This window comes from Mycolicibacterium confluentis, assembly GCF_010729895.1.
In the GTDB taxonomy this organism is placed as follows: Bacteria; Actinomycetota; Actinomycetes; order Mycobacteriales; family Mycobacteriaceae; genus Mycobacterium; species Mycobacterium confluentis.
On the sequence record NZ_AP022612.1, the window covers coordinates 2,080,777 to 2,098,084 of the forward strand.

General features: G+C 69.2%; 17 protein-coding genes. 13 read left to right on the forward strand and 4 right to left on the reverse strand.

Translation table 11 applies throughout. The features are described 5' to 3' along the window. Positions 1–5 precede the first annotated feature (5 nt). Positions 6–386: a DUF1844 domain-containing protein gene (locus G6N34_RS09620; protein ID WP_085150599.1), complete on the reverse strand. Its 381-nt coding sequence runs from the start codon at positions 384–386 to the stop codon at positions 6–8. A gap of 247 nt (positions 387–633) precedes the next feature. Between G6N34_RS09620 and infC the strand changes: the two genes are divergently transcribed. From infC to G6N34_RS09640, 4 genes are read left to right on the forward strand one after another with little or no spacing between them, the layout of a single operon-like run. Then, positions 634–1,278 carry a translation initiation factor IF-3 gene (infC, locus tag G6N34_RS09625; protein WP_109788370.1) on the forward strand — a complete coding sequence of 215 codons (645 nt, stop codon included), beginning with the start codon at positions 634–636 and terminating at the stop codon, positions 1,276–1,278. Between the two features lie 6 nt (positions 1,279–1,284). After that, on the forward strand, positions 1,285–1,479 hold the full coding sequence (gene rpmI, locus G6N34_RS09630; protein WP_068248751.1) for a 50S ribosomal protein L35: 195 nt from the start codon (positions 1,285–1,287) through the stop codon (positions 1,477–1,479). A 53-nt stretch (positions 1,480–1,532) separates the two neighbouring features. After that, positions 1,533–1,922, forward strand: a complete 390-nt coding sequence (gene rplT, locus G6N34_RS09635; protein ID WP_085150601.1) for a 50S ribosomal protein L20 — start codon at positions 1,533–1,535, stop codon at positions 1,920–1,922. Beyond that, on the forward strand, positions 1,919–2,686 hold the full coding sequence (locus G6N34_RS09640) for a TrmH family RNA methyltransferase (protein WP_234812807.1): 768 nt from the start codon (positions 1,919–1,921) through the stop codon (positions 2,684–2,686). The genes rplT and G6N34_RS09640 overlap by 4 nt, the downstream gene beginning before the upstream one ends. A 19-nt stretch (positions 2,687–2,705) precedes the next feature. On the opposite strand, the gene G6N34_RS09645 is transcribed toward G6N34_RS09640, so the two are convergent. Further along, on the reverse strand, positions 2,706–3,950 hold the full coding sequence (locus G6N34_RS09645) for an acyl-CoA dehydrogenase family protein (protein WP_085150604.1): 1,245 nt from the start codon (positions 3,948–3,950) through the stop codon (positions 2,706–2,708). 10 nt (positions 3,951–3,960) lie between these two features. Continuing rightward, entirely contained in the window at positions 3,961–5,037 is a 1,077-nt protein-coding gene (locus G6N34_RS09650) for an oxygenase MpaB family protein (RefSeq protein ID WP_085150664.1), read from the reverse strand. Between the two features lie 203 nt (positions 5,038–5,240). On the opposite strand from G6N34_RS09650, the gene G6N34_RS09655 reads away from it, so the two are divergent. Continuing rightward, the gene (locus tag G6N34_RS09655) at positions 5,241–6,128 is read left to right on the forward strand and encodes an adenylate/guanylate cyclase domain-containing protein (RefSeq protein ID WP_085150606.1); all 888 of its coding nucleotides are present in this window, start codon (positions 5,241–5,243) and stop codon (positions 6,126–6,128) included. Between the two features lie 9 nt (positions 6,129–6,137). Here the strand turns inward: G6N34_RS09655 and G6N34_RS09660 are convergent, their stop codons facing one another. Beyond that, complete coding sequence (locus G6N34_RS09660) at positions 6,138–7,721, reverse strand: FMN-binding glutamate synthase family protein (protein ID WP_085150608.1); 1,584 nt, start codon at positions 7,719–7,721, stop codon at positions 6,138–6,140. A gap of 86 nt (positions 7,722–7,807) precedes the next feature. Here G6N34_RS09660 and pheS point away from each other — a divergent pair, with 86 nt between their 5' ends. From pheS to G6N34_RS09700, 8 genes are all read left to right on the forward strand, one after another. Continuing rightward, the gene (gene pheS / locus G6N34_RS09665) at positions 7,808–8,848 is read left to right on the forward strand and encodes a phenylalanine--tRNA ligase subunit alpha (RefSeq protein WP_085150610.1); all 1,041 of its coding nucleotides are present in this window, start codon (positions 7,808–7,810) and stop codon (positions 8,846–8,848) included. Next, complete coding sequence (pheT, locus tag G6N34_RS09670) at positions 8,848–11,346, forward strand: phenylalanine--tRNA ligase subunit beta (protein WP_085150612.1); 2,499 nt, start codon at positions 8,848–8,850, stop codon at positions 11,344–11,346. Before pheS ends, pheT begins: the two co-directional genes overlap by 1 nt. Before the next feature lie 174 nt (positions 11,347–11,520). After that, positions 11,521–12,555 (forward strand): N-acetyl-gamma-glutamyl-phosphate reductase, encoded by a 1,035-nt coding sequence (gene argC, locus G6N34_RS09675; RefSeq protein WP_085150613.1) that lies wholly within the window; start codon positions 11,521–11,523, stop codon positions 12,553–12,555. After that, on the forward strand, positions 12,552–13,778 hold the full coding sequence (argJ, locus tag G6N34_RS09680; protein WP_085150615.1) for a bifunctional glutamate N-acetyltransferase/amino-acid acetyltransferase ArgJ: 1,227 nt from the start codon (positions 12,552–12,554) through the stop codon (positions 13,776–13,778). The genes argC and argJ overlap by 4 nt, the downstream gene beginning before the upstream one ends. Then, positions 13,775–14,659, forward strand: coding sequence for an acetylglutamate kinase (argB, locus tag G6N34_RS09685; protein WP_085150617.1), 885 nt, complete (start codon positions 13,775–13,777; stop codon positions 14,657–14,659). The genes argJ and argB overlap by 4 nt, the downstream gene beginning before the upstream one ends. Continuing rightward, positions 14,656–15,846, forward strand: coding sequence for an acetylornithine transaminase (locus tag G6N34_RS09690; protein ID WP_085150619.1), 1,191 nt, complete (start codon positions 14,656–14,658; stop codon positions 15,844–15,846). Before argB ends, G6N34_RS09690 begins: the two co-directional genes overlap by 4 nt. Beyond that, on the forward strand, positions 15,843–16,793 hold the full coding sequence (gene argF / locus G6N34_RS09695; RefSeq protein WP_085150621.1) for an ornithine carbamoyltransferase: 951 nt from the start codon (positions 15,843–15,845) through the stop codon (positions 16,791–16,793). Before G6N34_RS09690 ends, argF begins: the two co-directional genes overlap by 4 nt. Then, complete coding sequence (locus G6N34_RS09700; protein ID WP_085150623.1) at positions 16,790–17,293, forward strand: arginine repressor; 504 nt, start codon at positions 16,790–16,792, stop codon at positions 17,291–17,293. The genes argF and G6N34_RS09700 overlap by 4 nt, the downstream gene beginning before the upstream one ends. The last annotated feature ends 15 nt before the right edge of the window (positions 17,294–17,308 follow it).

Below are 17,308 nucleotides of genomic sequence, written 5' to 3' on the forward strand. Positions count from 1 at the left end.
CGCGACTACCAGACTGGGCCGGTGTACTTCTCGCCCGGTCCATGGCCGGGCTCCTCGGGTGCGGCGCTGGCCTCGCGGAAGGCCAACTGCAGGCTGCGCAGGCCGTCGCGGACCGGGCCGGCGTGCGGACCGAGGAACTCCGCCGAGGCCGTGACCAACCCGGCGAGTGCCGTGATGAGACGGCGCGCCTCATCGAGATCCCGGTGCGGGCTGGCTTCGGGGTCGTCGTGCGAGAGGCCGATCTTCTCGGCGGCCGCGCTCATCAGCATCACGGCCGATCGGGTGATGACTTCGACCGCGGGAATCTCGGCGAGCTCCCGGACCGGGGCCTCGGACGGATCTGCGTCGCCGGACGGTTCGGGCGCGATTCTGGAATCATCGGTCATGCCTGCTAGACTTCCATGCGCGACCGTCCCGGGTGTAAGCCGGGGACACGACAAGTGGAGTCCCACTCCCACCGCTGACCTTACGGGTACAGCGGTCCGGTCACCGATATCAATGATGTCGGTTCTGTCGCGGGTTCGCCCGCAACAGGCAGCGTCTGCTGTGATCGGTCGGCATCTGGGCCCTGCTTCGGCAGGGTTTTTTGCTGATATTGCCTGTTGGCGGGTGGTGGCGGGACTCCTGAAATGATTGAACCAGGGAGGCCCCATCAGCACTGAGACCCGCGTCAACGAGCGCATTCGTGTGCCTGAAGTCCGACTGATCGGCCCGGGCGGTGAGCAGGTAGGCATCGTGCGCATCGAAGACGCCCTCCGCGTCGCCGCGGATGCCGATCTCGACCTTGTCGAAGTTGCCCCCGAGGCCAAGCCGCCGGTGTGCAAGATCATGGACTACGGCAAGTTCAAGTACGAGACGGCACAGAAGGCGCGCGAGTCTCGCAAGAACCAGCAGCAGACCGTCGTCAAGGAACAGAAGCTGCGTCCCAAGATCGACCCCCACGATTACGAGACCAAGAAGGGTCACGTCATCCGCTTCCTCGAGGCGGGGTCCAAGGTCAAGGTGACGATCATGTTCCGCGGTCGCGAGCAGTCGCGGCCCGAACTGGGCTTCCGACTCCTGCAGCGTCTGGGCGCCGATGTCGCCGAATACGGCTTCATCGAGACGTCCGCCAAGCAGGACGGCCGCAACATGACGATGGTGCTGGCACCGCACCGCGGCGCGAAGACTCGCGCCAAGGCCGCGCACGACGCCGACGCACCGACCCCGCGCCCAGGTGGCGCGGCAGGCGGAGCGGACGCGCAGCCCACCGACACACCAGAGCAACCACAGAACTGAGGACCAATGCCTAAGGCCAAGACCCACAGCGGTGCATCGAAGCGGTTCCGTCGTACCGGAACCGGCAAGATCGTGCGCCAGAAGGCCAACCGCCGGCACCTGCTCGAGCACAAGGCCACCAAGCGCACGCGTCGCCTCGACGGTCGCGCAGTCGTGTCGGCCAACGACACCAAGCGCGTCAACGCGATGCTGAACGGCTGATTGCCGACCAGCCCGACAATCTCGACTTTCTAGACCGACGATAGGAACACTCCATGGCACGCGTGAAACGGGCAGTCAATGCCCAGAAGAAGCGCCGCACAGTACTGAAGGCATCGAAGGGCTACCGCGGCCAGCGCTCGCGGCTGTACCGCAAGGCCAAAGAGCAGCAGCTGCATTCGCTGACCTACGCCTACCGGGACCGCCGGGCCCGCAAGGGTGATTTCCGCAAGCTGTGGATCTCGCGTATCAACGCCGCAGCCCGCGCGAACGGCGTCACCTACAACCGCCTGATCCAGGGCCTCAAGCTCGCTGGTGTCGAGGTGGACCGCAAGAACCTCGCCGAGATCGCGGTCAGCGACGCTGCCGCGTTCACCGCCCTGGTCGAGGTGGCCAAGGCCGCCCTGCCGGAGGACGTCAACGCTCCTTCCGGAGAGGCCGCCTGAGCGCGCTCACTGAACGATCGGCCCGCGTGGTCGCAGCAGCCAAGCTGCTGCGGCTCGCGGGCCGTCGTCGTGCCGGGCGCTTTCTGGCCGAGGGGCCCAATCTGGTCGAAGCCGCGGTGCGCGCCGGTGTGGTGGTGGAGCTCTTCGCCACCGAGGCCGCAGCCGAGCGGCACGCCGATCTGCTGACGGGCCAGCACGTGCACGCGATCACCGAACGCGCCGCGAAAGCCCTGTCCGACACCGTGACCCCCACGGGTCTGGTGGCGGTCTGCGAGACGCCCGAGCCTGCGTTGTCGACGGTGCTGACCGGCGCCCGACTGGTCGCAGTGGCCGTCGGGATGTCCGAACCCGGCAATGCCGGCACCCTCATCAGGCTCGCGCACGCGATGGGTGCGGCCGGCGTGGTGCTCGCAGGCCACAGCGTGGACCCCTACAACGGCAAGTGCCTACGGTCGTCGACGGGAAGCATCTTCGCGGTGCCCGTCGTGGTCGAGCCGGACACCGAGGCTGTGCTCGCCGCGCTCAAGGGGGCCGGATTGCAGGTGCTGGCCACGACATTGGACGGCGAGACCGAACTGGGCGACGCCGACCTGACCGGGCCGACCGCGTGGCTGTTCGGCCCCGAGGCGCACGGTCTGCCCGCCGAGGTCGCCGCCGCGGCCGATCACCGGGTCCGCATTGAGATGCCCGGCGACGCCGAGAGCCTCAACGTGGCCGCCGCGGCCGCCATCTGCCTGTATCAGAGCGCCCGCGCCGGGCGCTGACGCCCGGCGCGCGCAGCCCTCAGTCGGAGAGCAGCCCCCGCGCCACGTGGGTGATCTGCACCTCGTTGCTGCCGGCGTAGATCATCAGCGACTTGGCGTCACGCGCCAACTGCTCGACGCGGTACTCGGTCATGTAGCCGTTGCCGCCGAACAGCTGCACGGCCTCCATCGCCACGTCGGTGGCTGCCTGCGAGCAGTAGTACTTGATCGCCGAGGCCTCCGCCAGCGAGATCGGGGCGCCGGTCTGCTGGGACTCGATGACGCGGAACAGCATGTTCCGCACGTTCATCCGAGCCACCTCCATGTTGGCCAGCTTGAGCTGGATCAGCTGGAACTGGGCGATCTCCTTGCCCCACAGCGTGCGGCTCTTGGCGTAGTCCACCGACAGTCGCAGGCATTCCTCGATGACGCCGAGCGCCATGGCGGCCACGCCGATGCGCTCGGTCGAGAAGCTGGAGCGTGCGCTCTCGCGGCCGTCGCCCGCGCTGTTGTCCTCGGTCTCGCCGAGCAGCCGGTCGCGGCCCAGCCGGACGTTGTTGAAGAACAGCTCGCCGGTGCGGGACGAGTGAATGCCCATCTTGCGGAACGGTTTCGACTGCTCGAAACCTTCCATGCCGCGGTCCAGGACGAAGGTCAGCACCTTGCGGTCACGCTTGTCCGCGGGGGAGTCGCCCGCCCCGTCCTCCTGGAGCTTGGCGTAGACCACCACGACATCGGCGTCGGGTCCGTTGGTGATGAAGGTCTTCTGGCCGTTGAGGATGTAGTCGTCGCCGTCGCGGACCACATAGGACTTCATGCCGCCGAAGGCATCCGAACCGGAGTCGGGTTCGGTGATGGCCCACGCGCCGATCTTCTCGTACGTGACCAGGCCGGGCAGCCAACGCTCCTGCTGGGCCAGGGTGCCGCGGCTCTGGATCGTGGGCACGGTCAGGCCCAGGCTGACGCCCATGCCGGTGACCAGGCCCATGGAGACCCGGCACAGTTCGCTGATCACGACGAAGCCCATGCCGCCCGACGCGTTGCCGAACATCCCGCCTCCGCCGCGGGACTTCGATTCGCCGCCGTCGCGGAGCTTGGCCAGCCGCTTGTCCAGCGACTCCGTGGCCATCGCGTCGATTCCGAACGCCGCGAACAGCTTCCGGATCAGGGGATAGGGCTCCATGTCGCCGCTCTCGAGTTCGTCGAGATGCGGGCGAATCTCCTTGTCGATGAACTGGCGGACAGCATCACGGACGGCAAGGTCGACGTCAGACCACTCAATCATGGACAGCAGACTACGCGGCGCGCCGACGGCCCCTTGCGGGGCGCAGTGCCGCCAGCGAGAACGTGGTGTGCACAAGGGAACCGGCGCGCCCCACGAGCGCCTTCGGGCTGGGCGGCGCCGGGATCGGCGGCCGGAACGGCGACCGGCGCTGCGGCACGTAGTGCATGGGCATGCCCCGGCGGTCCCGCGGCGGGTCCATGAAGAACGGCGCCTCGACCAGAGGGGCGTCGGCGGCCAGGCGACCCTCGGCGCGGCGGTAGGCGGTCAGCGCGCGGGGATGCAGGCGGATGTCGTCGGGGACGGCCCAGAACGCGATCTCAACGGCCTTGCCGAACAGTCGCAGCAGTGCCTCGTCTCCGGGGGTCCAGCGCAGGCCGGCGCGCTCCCGGACCATCGGGTCGAACACTCCCGCGGCGATCCACCGCTGGGCCGCCACCATGGGCCGAAACATCTGGTCCCACACCGGCGTCGGCATGAGCACGAACTTCGGTTTGGGGATCTTCATCTCGAAGATGTCCAGGGTGGCCTGGTTGATCTCGAGTTCCTCGCGGCAGGTGCGCTCCCAGTACTCGCAGAAGTCCTCCCACGTCTCGGGCACCGGACGCATGCTCATGCCGTACATCCGGTACCACTGCACGTGTTCGTCGAACAGTTGCCGTTTCTCGGCCTCGGTCAGGCCGCCGCAGAAGTACTCGGCGACGTTGATGATCAGCATGAAGAACGTGGCGTGTGCCCAGTAGAACGTCTCCGGGTTCAGTGCGTGATAGTGCCGGCCCTGCGCGTCGGTGCCTTTGATGGTGTTGTGGAAGCCGCGCACCTGGGCGCCGGTCTGCGACGCCCGGTCCCCGTCGTAGACCACCCCCATGATCGGGTAGACGGACCGCGCGACGCGCTGCAGCGGTTCGCGCTTGAGGATCGAGTGGTCCTCGACGCCGGCCCCCAGTTGCGGGTACATGTTCTGGATCGCGCCGATCCAGACGCCCAGCATCCCGGTGCGCAGGTCGCCGAAGTACTTCCACGTCAACGAATCGGGGCCCAGCGGGTTCGCCAGCTCGGCATCGGCGACGTGCGGCGCGATCGTGGTCATCGGTCCTCCTGCTCGGTGGCCGGACAGCTTGAACATAGGACTGACAACTGGGGTTGTCAACGAGATCCGGCGTGGCGCGCCGGACCGTTATCGACCGGCGATCCGCCCGTCGCACCGGCGTGACCAGCGGGGATGTAAATGTACGCAGCGTCTCGGGCGCGCTGTCGTTGCCCGGTGCCCGCGGTACCACCTAACCTGACGCGGTGGAGTCCAACCCGCATTCCGACGCCGAGGAATCGGGATCTGCGCCACCGGAAGATCCGGCCGACGTCGCCCAGCGCCGGGCCGCCAACTGGATTCGCCAGACCAACCGCAATCCGGATCTGGTCGCGTTCGTCAGGCGTGCCCGCCGGATGCTTCCCGGTGACCCCGAGTTCGGTGATCCGCTGTCGGTGGCCGGCGACGGTGCACCCCGCGCCGCGGCCCGAACCGCCGACCGCCTGCTGCCCGACCGTGACGCCGCCTCCCGCGAGGTCGGCTTGGCGGGCCTGCAGATGTGGCAGGCGCTCACCGAACGGGTGTCGCGTCGCCCGGCGAACTCGGAGGTGACGATCGTCTTCACGGACCTGGTCGGGTTCTCGACGTGGTCCTTGGAACACGGCGACGAGGCGACGCTGCTGCTGCTGCGCCGCGTCGCCGCCGCGGTCGAACCGCCCCTGCTCGAACGCGGCGGTCACATCGTCAAGCGCATGGGCGACGGCATCATGGCGGTGTTCGCCCGTCCCGCGGTCGCCGTCGGCGCCGCGCTGACCGCCCGCGATGCACTCAAAGGCGTTGAGGTGCAGGGCTATACGCCGAGGATGCGGATGGGCATCCACACCGGACGGCCGCAGCGGATCGGCTCGGACTGGCTCGGTGTCGACGTCAACATCGCGGCCCGGGTAATGGGCCGTGCCACCCGCGGAGGCATCGTTGTCTCGGATGCCACGCTCGCGCTCATCACCGCCGAGGAACTCGACGATCTCGGGGTCACGGCCCGACGGGTCCGGCGCCAGATGTTCGGCCGGCCGGCCAGCGGCGTCCCCGCCGACCTGACGATGTACTGGCTGCGGTCCCGGCGCGACGCCGGAGACGACGAGTCCGACGACTGACGTCGCGGGCTACCGGAACTCTTCGGCGGAGGCCTCGATCCAGTCCGTGCGCCACGACACCGGCACCGGGTCTTCGAGCAGTTCACCGGGCAGCAGCCACTCGTAGAGTTCGGCGTAGGTGACGCTGCGCTGGCCCTCGATGCGGCGGTTGAGCATCGAGGGGTCAAGTTCGTCGAAGCTGTCGAGACCCATCGAGGCGACGATCTGCGCGGCGCTGGCGACCGTCGCGCGCTGGAAGTTGGTGACCCGCAGGGTCTTGTCGGGCACATGCAGCGCGCGGGCGCGCGCCTTGTCCTGCGTGGCGACACCGGTGGGGCAGTGATTGGTGTTGCATTTGAGCGCCTGGATGCAGCCGACCGCGAACATCATCGCCCGCGCCGACAGCGTGAAGTCGGCGCCCTGGCAGATCCGGGACACGATGTCGACGCCGCTGGCGACCTTGCCCGACGCCCCGACTCGGATCCGGTCTCGCAGTCCCACGCCGACCAGGGCGTTGTGCACCAGCATCAGGCCCTCGGTGAGCGGCATCCCGACGTGGTCCTCGAACTCCTGCGGTGCGGCCCCGGTGCCGCCCTCGGAGCCGTCGACGATGATGAAGTCCGGCGTGATCCCGGTCGCCAGCATGGCCTTGCAGATCGACAGGAACTCGGTGCGGGCGCCGACGCAGAGTTTGAAGCCGACGGGCTTACCGCCCGACAGGCGGCGCAGGGTCGCGATGAACTCGACGAGTTCCAGCGGCGTGGTGAAGGCGCCGTGCGCGGGCGGTGACACCACCGTCCGGCCTTCGGGGACACCGCGGGTCGCGGCGATCTCGGCGCTGACCTTGGGGCCGGGCAGCACGCCGCCCAGTCCGGGCTTGGCGCCCTGCGAAAGTTTGATCGAGACGGCCTTGACCGCATCGAGGGCGGCTTTCTCGGCGAAGGACGCAGGGTCGAACTCGCCCGCGGCGTCCCGGCAGCCGAAGTAGCCCGAGCCGATCTCCCAGATCAGGTCGCCGCCGGGGCTCAGGTGATAGGGGCTGATGCCGCCTTCGCCGGTGTCGTGGGCGAACCCGCCGCCAGCCGCGCCGCCGTTGAGGGCCAGGATCGCGTTCGCCGACAACGCTCCGAAGCTCATCGCGGAGACGTTGAGCAGCGCGATGTCGTAGGGCTGAGTGCAGTCGGGGCCGCCGAGGCGCACCGTGGGCGCGATGTCGGGGGCGAACTTGGCTCGCAGGGAGTGCCGCAGGAACTCGTAACCCAGCGCGTTGACGTCGCGTTCGGTGCCGAACGGTTCATCGCTCTTGGTGCCTTTGGCGCGTTCGTAGACCATGTCGCGGATCTCACGATCGAACGGTCTGCCGTCGGTGCTGGACTCGATGAAGTACTGCTGGATCTCCGGTCGGATGAACTCCATGAGGAATCGGACGTGCCCCAGAATCGGGTAGGCCCGCAGGATCGCGTGCCGGGTTTGCAGCAGATCCCACGTCCCGAGGGCCGCGAGCAGGGCGACCGGCACGGCGAGCAGCCACCATCCGGCGTTGACGGTGAGGCCGAGCAGGGCCAGCACGACCGCTGACGCCCCGACTGCGGCAACGATCGATGCGCGCACCACGGCGCGAGGGTATCAACGCCGGTCACCTATGATCGGCACTTGCGTCACAGGCGTGCCGCACGAAGTTTTCAGGAGGCTCTCACCCCGTGGGTGACGAAGTGAATCTGTCCGGCGAAACGCTGGACCAGGCGGTGGCAGCAGCCGAACAGGCCTTCGCGGCCGCGGCCGACCTTGACGAGTTGGCTCGCGCCAAGACCGAGCATCTCGGTGACCGGGCGCCGCTCGCGCTGGCCCGGCAGGCGCTCGGCAGCCTGCCCAAAACCGAGCGTGCCGACGCCGGCAAACGGGTCAACGTCGCGCGCACCGCAGCGCAGCAGCTTTTCGACGCCCGCCTGGAGGTCTTGCGCGCCGAGCGTGATGCCGCGGTGCTGGTGGCCGAACGCATCGACGTCACGCTGCCGTCCACCCGCGCGGCCCTCGGCGCCCGGCACCCGATCACGATCCTGGCTGAGCACGTGGCCGACACGTTCGTGGCGATGGGCTGGGAACTGGCCGAAGGCCCCGAGGTCGAGACCGAGCAGTTCAACTTCGACGCGCTGAACTTCCCGCCCGACCATCCGGCGCGCAGCGAATCGGACACGTTCCACGTCGCACCGGAGGGGTCGCGGCAGCTTCTGCGCACCCACACCTCACCCGTGCAGGTGCGGGCTCTGCTCGAACGTGAGCTGCCGGTGTACATCATCTCGATCGGCCGCACCTTCCGCACCGACGAGTTGGACTCGACCCACACGCCGGTCTTCCATCAGGTGGAGGGCTTGGCCGTGGACCGCGGGCTGACCATGGCGCACCTGAAGGGCACGCTCGACGCGTTCGCGCGTTCGGAGTTCGGCCCCGAAGCCAAGACCAGGATCCGTCCGCACTTCTTCCCGTTCACCGAACCGTCGGCCGAGGTCGATGTGTGGTTTGCCGGCAAGAAGGGCGGCGCGGGCTGGGTCGAGTGGGGAGGTTGCGGCATGGTCAACCCCAACGTGCTGCGTGCCGCGGGCATCGACCCGAACGAGTACTCGGGCTTCGCGTTCGGCATGGGTCTGGAGCGCACCCTGCAGTTCCGCAACGGCATTCCCGATATGCGCGACATGGTCGAGGGCGACGTGCGCTTCTCGCTTCCGTTCGGAGTGGGTGCCTGATGAAGCTTCCCTACAGCTGGCTGCGTGAGGTCGTGCGCGTGGGCGCCCCGGACTGGGACGTCGAACCCGCCGACCTCGAACAGGCGCTCATCCGAGTCGGTCACGAGGTCGAGGGCGTCATCACGCTGGGCCCGGTGAGTGGACCACTGACGATCGGTCGGGTCGTCGAGATCGAGGAGCTCACCGAGTTCAAGAAGCCCATCAGGGCCTGCAAGGTCGATGTCGGGGAGGCGCAACCTCGCGACATCGTCTGCGGTGCAACCAACTTCGTCGTCGGTGACCTGATCGTCGCGGCGCTGCCCGGCACCACGCTGCCCGGGGACTTCACAATCGCGACGCGGAAGACCTACGGTCGCACGTCCGACGGCATGATCTGCTCGGCCGCCGAGTTGGGCCTGGGCAGTGATCAGTCCGGCATTCTGGTGCTGCCCGAGGGCACCGCCGAACCCGGTGCGGACGCCCATGAGGTCATGGGTCTCGACGACGTGGTGTTCGACCTGGCCATCACCCCCGACCGCGGATACGGACTGTCGGTGCGGGGTATCGCGCGCGAGATCGCCTGCGCTTACGACCTGCCGTTCGTCGACCCTGCCGAGGTCGTGCCGGTCCTGCCCGCCGAGGGTGAGGCCTGGCCGCTGACGGTCGACCCCGCGACCGGCGTGAGTCGGTTCGCGCTGCGCCCGGTCACCGGCATCGACCAGCACGCCGCGTCGCCGTGGTGGCTGCGTCGACGGCTCATGTTGTCCGGCATCCGGCCCATCTCGCCCGCGGTCGACGTGACCAACTACGTGATGCTCGAACTGGGCCACCCCATGCACGCGCACGACCGCAACCGGATCAACGGTGGCTTCGCGGTGCGGTTCGCGAACCCGGGGGAGACCGTGGTCACCCTCGACGACATCGAGCGCAAACTCGATCCGGGCGACGTGCTGATCGTCGACGACGTCAACACCGCCGCGATCGGTGGCGTGATGGGCGCGGGCAGCACCGAGATCAACGACGACTCCACGGATGTGCTCCTCGAAGCCGCGATCTGGGACCCCGCCGCCGTGTCGCGCACACAGCGTCGCCTGCACCTGGTGAGCGAGGCGAGTCGTCGTTACGAGCGGTCGGTGGACCCGGCCATCTCGGTGGCCGCAGTCGATCGCTGCGCGGCACTGCTGGCCGAGATCGCCGGCGGCACCGTCGAACCGGTGCTGACGGACTGGCGCGGCGACCCGCCGCGCGAGGACTGGTCGCAGCCGCCGGTGCGGATGCGCTTCGACCTGCCCGATCAGGTCGCCGGCGTGCAGTACCGCGAGGGCGCGGCCTTCAGACGGCTGACGCAGATCGGCGCCGACGTCGTCGAGGACGACGCCGACCCGGCCGTCCTTGTCGTCACACCGCCGAGTTGGCGGCCCGACCTGGTTCAGACCGCCGACCTGGTCGAGGAGGTGCTCCGGCTCGAGGGCCTCGACGCCATCCCGTCGGTGCTGCCCACGGCCCCGGCCGGCCGCGGCCTGACGGCGGCGCAGCAGCGCCGTCGTGCGATCGGCAAGTCGCTGGCGCTGTCGGGGTTCGTCGAGATCCTGCCGACCCCGTTCCTGCCCGCCGGTGTCTTCGACACCTGGGGCCTGCCCGCCGACGACCCGCGGCGCAACACCACGTCGGTGCTCAACCCGTTGGAGTCCGACCGCCCGCACCTGGCCACCACGCTTCTGCCCGGCCTGCTCGAGGCACTGAGCCGCAACGTGGCCCGCGGCACGGTCGACGTCGCGCTGTTCGCGATCGCGCAGGTCGTCGAACCCACCTCCGAAACCAGGGCCGTCGAGTTGATCCCGACCGACCGGCGCCCCACCGACGAGGAGATCGCGGCGCTCGACGCGTCGCTGCCCAAGCAGCCCCAGCATGTCGGTGCGGTGCTGACCGGACTGCGCGAGCCGCGCGGCCCCTGGGGACCGGGCCGGCCTGTCGAGGCCGCCGACGCGTTCGAGGCCGTGCGCATCGTGGCCCGCGCCAGCGGGGTGGAGGTCAGCCTCCGGCCCGCGCAGCAGTTGCCGTGGCATCCGGGCCGATGCGCCGAGGTGTTCGTCGGCGATGTCGCCGTGGGCTTCGCGGGTCAGCTGCACCCGGCCGTCATCGAGCGCGCGGGCCTGCCCAAGGGCACCTGCGCGATGGAACTCGACCTTGACGCGATCGACCTGCGCCAGCTGCTCCCCGCGCCGCGGGTGTCGCCGTTCCCGGCGGTGTTCCAGGACGTCAGCCTCGTGGTTGACGGCGACGTTCCCGCCGCCGCGGTCATCGACGCGGTCCGCGAGGGTGCCGGTGAACTGCTCGAGGGCGTGAGCCTGTTCGACGTCTACACGGGTCCGCAGATCGGTGCGGGCCGCAAGTCGCTGACTCTGGCGCTGCGGTTCCGGGCGACGGATCGCACGCTCACCGAGGACGAGGCCAGCGCGTCGCGCGATGCGGCCGTGGCCCGGGTCGGCGAACTGCTGGGCGCCGAGCAGCGCCGCTGAATCACCCCCTCTCCGCCGAGACTGCGGGGACTGCGATTCTCCGGCGTGATGGTCGTAGTCACCGCAGTCTCGGCGGAGAAGAGTGGAGTCCGGCGGAGGCGCGGGCGTGTGAGGTCAGCCGCCAACCCAGAATAGATTTGCATATTTATGCACACGGGTGAAAAGATTTAGAACATGGTTTCGGTGGCGCTGGCGGGCGCAAGTGGATACGCGGGCGGCGAGATCCTTCGACTGCTGCTGGGGCATCCGGCATACGGCGACGGCCGCCTTCAGATCGGTGCGCTGACAGCCGCCGCGAGTGCGGGCACCGCCATCGGCGAGCATCACCCGCATCTGCTGCCGCTGGCCCAGCGTGTGCTGGACCCGACCGACATCGACACGCTGCGCGGGCATGACGTGGTGTTCCTGGCGCTGCCGCACGGGCACTCCGCCGAGATCGCCGAACAACTCGGCCCCGACACGCTCGTGATCGACTGTGGTGCCGACTTCCGGCTCACCGACGCCGCGGCCTGGGAGCGGTTCTACGGTTCCCCGCACGCCGGCAGTTGGCCCTACGGGCTGCCCGAACTGCCCGGCGGGCGTGAGGCGCTGCAGGGCACCAAGCGGGTCGCGGTGCCGGGCTGCTATCCCACCTCCGCTCTGCTCGCGCTGCTGCCCGCCGTCGCGTCCGGACTGGTCGAACCCGCCGTCACGGTCGTCGCGGTCAGCGGCACCTCGGGCGCGGGCAAGTCGGCCAAGGTCGACCTCCTTGGAGCCGAGATCATCGGTTCGGCGCGGGCCTACAACATCGGCGGCGTGCACCGGCACACCCCGGAGATCGCGCAGGGCCTGCGGCGCGTGACCGATCGCGATGTCACGGTGTCGTTCACACCCGTGCTGATCCCGACCTCGCGCGGCATCCTGGCCACCTGCACCGCGCCCACCACCGCGACCGTGTCGCAGCTGCGTGAGGTCTACGAGAAGGCCTATGCCGACGAGCCTTTCATTCATCTGCTGCCCGAGGGGCAGCTGCCGCGCACCGGATCGGTGCTCGGGAGCAACGCCGCCCAGATCGCGATCGCCGTCGACGAGGACGCCCGGACCTTCGTCGCGGTGTGCGCCATCGACAACCTGACCAAGGGCACCGGCGGCGCCGCCGTGCAGTCGATGAACCTTGCGTTGGGTTGGCCCGAGACCGAAGGACTGTCGACTGTGGGAGTGGCACCGTGACCGAACTGTCCAGCACATCGGCCGATGAGACCCGGTTGGTGCGGACCCAGGGCGTGACCGCGCCCGCGGGTTTCCGTGCGGCCGGAGTGGCCGCCGGGATCAAGAAGTCCGGAGCCCTGGACCTCGCTCTGGTGCTCAACGAGGGGCCCGATCACGTCGCGGCCGGCGTGTTCACCCGCAATCAGGTGAAAGCCGCCCCGGTGCTGTGGAGCCAGCAGGTGCTCACCACCGGACGCCTTCGCGCGGTGATCCTGAACTCCGGCGGCGCCAACGCGTGCACCGGCCCGGGTGGCTTCCAGGACACCCACGCCACCGCCGAGGCGCTGGCCGAGGCCCTGTCGCACTGGGGCACCGAGACCGGTGCGGTCGAGGTCGCCGTCTGCTCGACGGGCCTGATCGGGGATCGGCTGCCGATGGACAGGCTGCGTGCCGGTGTGACCGAGATCGTGCACGAGATGGCCGGTGGCCTGTCCGGTGGCGACGAGGCCGCGCGGGCCATCATGACCACCGACACCACGCCCAAACAGACTGCGCTGCACCACAGGGACAAGTGGACAGTCGGCGGCATGGCCAAGGGGGCGGGCATGCTCGCACCGTCGTTGGCCACCATGTTGGTGGTGCTCACCACCGACGCCGTCGCCGACGCCGAGGCACTCAACCTCGCACTGCGCTCGGCCGCTGCCAAGACCTTCGACCGCCTCGACATCGACGGCAGCTGCTCCACCAACGACACCGTGCTGCTGCTGTCCTCGGGTGCCAGCGGTGTCCGGCCCAGCCAGGACGAACTCGACGCGGCGGTGCGGCAGGTCTGTGATGACCTGTGCGCGCAGATGCAGGCCGACGCCGAGGGCGTGACCAAGCGGGTCCTGATCACCGTCGCGGGAGCGCACAGCGAGGACGACGCCGTGACCGCGGCCCGCGTCATCGCGCGCGACAGCCTGGTCAAGACCGCGCTGTTCGGGTCCGACCCCAACTGGGGCCGTGTCCTGGCCGCCGTCGGCATGGTGCCGTTCCCGATCGAACACAACCGGATCACGGTGTCGTTCAACGGTTCCCCGGTGTGCATCGATGGTGCCGGCGCCCCGGGCGCGCGCGACGTCGACCTGTCCGGACCCGATATCGCGGTGGAGGTCGACCTCGGCCTCGGTGAGGCCAGCGCCACGATCCGCACCACCGACCTGTCCCACGCGTACGTCGAAGAGAACTCGGCGTACAGCTCATGAGCGCCTCCACCCAGACCAAGGCGCAGGTGCTGGCCGCGGCGCTGCCGTGGCTCAAGCAGTTGCACGGCAAGATCGTCGTGGTCAAGTACGGCGGCAACGCCATGACCGACGACACCCTGAAGGCCGCGTTCGCCGCCGACATGGTGTTCCTGCGCAACTGCGGCATCCACCCCGTCGTCGTGCACGGCGGCGGCCCCCAGATCAGCGCGATGCTCAAGAGACTGGGCATCGAAGGCGATTTCAAGGGCGGCTTCCGGGTCACCACCCCCGAGGTGCTCGACGTCGCCCGCATGGTCCTGTTCGGTCAGGTTGGGCGCGAACTGGTGAACCTGATCAACGCTCACGGCCCGTACGCGGTCGGCATCACCGGTGAGGACGCCCACCTGTTCACCGCCGTGCGGCGCAGCGTCATGGTCGACGGCGTGTCCACCGACATCGGCCTGGTGGGTGACGTCGACAAGGTCGAGACCGGCGCGGTCCTGGATCTCATTGCCGCGGGCCGGATCCCGGTGATCTCCACGATCGCCCCCGACGCCGACGGCGTGGTGCACAACATCAACGCCGACACCGCTGCCGCTGCTGTGGCGGAGGCGCTGGGCGCCGAGAAGCTGCTGATGCTCACCGACGTCGAAGGCCTCTACACCGACTGGCCCAACCGGGATTCGCTGGTCACCGAGATCGACACCGCCGCGCTGACGCAACTGCTGCCGAAACTCGAGACCGGGATGGTGCCCAAGATCGAGGCGTGCCTGCGGGCCGTCACCGGCGGCGTGCCGAGTGCACATGTCATCGACGGTCGGGTCGAGCACTGCGTGCTCGTGGAGCTGTTCACCGATGAGGGAACGGGTACCAAAGTGGTCGCCGAGGGGGCACAGTCATGACGGAAAACAAGACGCTGCAACAACGTTGGTCGGCCGTGATGATGGACAACTACGGCACCCCGCCGCTGGCGCTGGCCAGCGGTGACGGTGCGGTCGTCACCGACCCGGACGGCAAGACCTACCTGGACCTGCTCGGCGGCATCGCGGTCAACCTGCTCGGCCACCGGCACCCCGCCGTGATCGAGGCCGTCACCAGCCAACTGAACACGCTGGGGCACACGTCCAACCTGTACGCCACGGAACCCGGCATCGCGCTGGCCGAGGCCCTGGTCGGCCACCTTGATGGCGAGCAGCAGGCGCGGGTGTTCTTCTGCAACTCCGGCACCGAGGCCAACGAGGTCGCCTTCAAGATCACCCGGTTGACCGGCCGCACCGACCTCGTGGCCGCCCAGGGCGGATTCCACGGCCGCACCATGGGCTCGCTCGCGCTCACCGGTCAGCCCAGCAAGAGGCAACCGTTCGAACCGCTGCCCGGCAACGTCACCCATGTGCCCTACGGCGATGCCGCCGCCCTGGCCGCCGCGGTCACCGACACGACGGCCGCGGTGTTCCTCGAACCGATCATGGGGGAGGGCGGCGTCGTCGTCCCACCCGCGGGCTACCTCGCGGCGGCCCGAGAGATCACGGCCAAGCACGGTGCCCTGCTGGTGCTGGACGAGGTGCAGACCGGAATCGGGCGCACCGGCGCGTTTTTCGCGCATCAGCATGACGGCATCACGCCCGACGTCATCACCCTGGCCAAGGGCCTGGGCGGCGGCCTGCCGATCGGTGCCTGCATCGGCATCGGCGCGGCGGCCGACCTGATGACCCCCGGGCTGCACGGCAGCACCTTCGGCGGCAACCCGGTGTGCACGGCGGCCGCGCTGGCAGTGCTGCGCACCCTGGCCGCCGACGACCTCATCACGCGGACCGACGTGCTGGGCAAGACGTTGAGCCACGGCATCGAGTCGTTGAATCATCCACTGGTGAGCCATGTTCGGGGCCGCGGCCTGCTGCTCGGCGTGGTACTGACCGACGCCAAGGCCAAGGCTGTGGAGACCGCGGCCCGCGAGGCCGGCTTCCTGGTCAACGCCGCGGCGCCCGACGTCGTGCGGCTGGCCCCGCCCCTGATCATCAGCGACAACCAGATCGACCAGTTCGTCGGCGCACTGCCCGGCGTGCTCGACAGCGCAGTGGAGGCGTCATGACGGGAACTCTTGTGAAGACCGGTGTTCGGCACTTCCTGCGGGACGACGACCTGACGCCCGACGAGCAGGCCGAAGTCCTCAAGCTGGCCGCCGATCTCAAGGCCGCGCCGTTCAGCCGTCGCCCACTGGAGGGGCCGCGCGGGGTTGCGGTGATCTTCGAGAAGAACTCCACGCGCACCCGGTTCTCGTTCGAGATGGGCATCGCGCAGCTGGGTGGGCACGCGATCGTTGTCGACGGACGCAGCACCCAGCTGGGTCGCGAGGAGACGCTCGAGGACACCGGCCAGGTGCTGTCGCGCTACGTCGACGCCATCGTATGGCGCACCTTCGCGCAGGAACGCCTGACCGCGATGGCCTCGGGATCGACCGTGCCGATCGTCAACGCGCTGTCCGACGAGTTCCACCCGTGCCAGGTGCTGGCCGATCTGCAGACCCTGGCCGAGCGCCGCGGCAGGCTCGCGGGCCTGAAGATGACCTACCTCGGTGATGGCGCCAACAACATGGCCCACTCGCTGATGCTCGGCGGGGTCACCGCGGGACTGCACGTCACGATCGCCGCACCCGTCGGCTTCGACCCGGACCCGCAGTTCGTCGACGCGGCGCAGCGACGCGCCTCGGAGACCGGGGGATCGGTGGCGCTGACCACCGACGCGCGCGCGGGCGCCGACGGGGCCGATGTGCTGGTCACCGACACCTGGACCTCGATGGGCCAGGAGAACGACGGCCTGGACCGCGTGCGGCCTTTCCGCCCGTTCCAGATCAACGACACGCTGCTCGGCTACGCCGACCCGGAGGCCATCGTGCTGCACTGCCTCCCGGCGCACCGCGGGCATGAGATCACCGACGACGTGATCGACGGTCCGCAGAGCGCGGTGTGGGACGAGGCCGAGAACCGACTGCACGCCCAGAAGGCGCTCCTGGTGTGGCTCCTGGAGCACTCACAATGACAGCCGGCCCCAAGTCCGCACCCGAGGTGGCCGCCACCCGGGCGGGGCGGCAGTCGCGGATCGTCGCGCTGCTGTCCGCACAGGCGGTGCGCAGCCAGGGCGAACTGGCCGCGCTGCTGGCCGCCGAAGGCATCGAGGTCACCCAGGCGACGCTGTCGCGTGACCTCGAGGAACTCGGCGCGGTGAAACTCCGCGGCGCCGACGGCGGCAGCGGCGCCTACGTCGTCCCCGAGGACGGCAGCCCCGTGCGTGGCGTGTCCGGCGGCACCGAACGCGTCGTTCGGCTGCTCAACGACCTGCTGGTGTCCACGGACTCCAGCGGCAACCTGGCGGTGCTGCGCACACCGCCGGGTGCTGCGCACTATCTGGCCAGCGCAATCGATCGTGCGTCGTTGCCGTACGTTGTGGGCACGGTGGCCGGAGACGACACGATCCTGGTGGTCGCGCGAGAGCCCATGACTGGTGCCGAGCTCGCCGACACCTTCGAGAACCTGCAGTAGACCCGTAGAAATAAA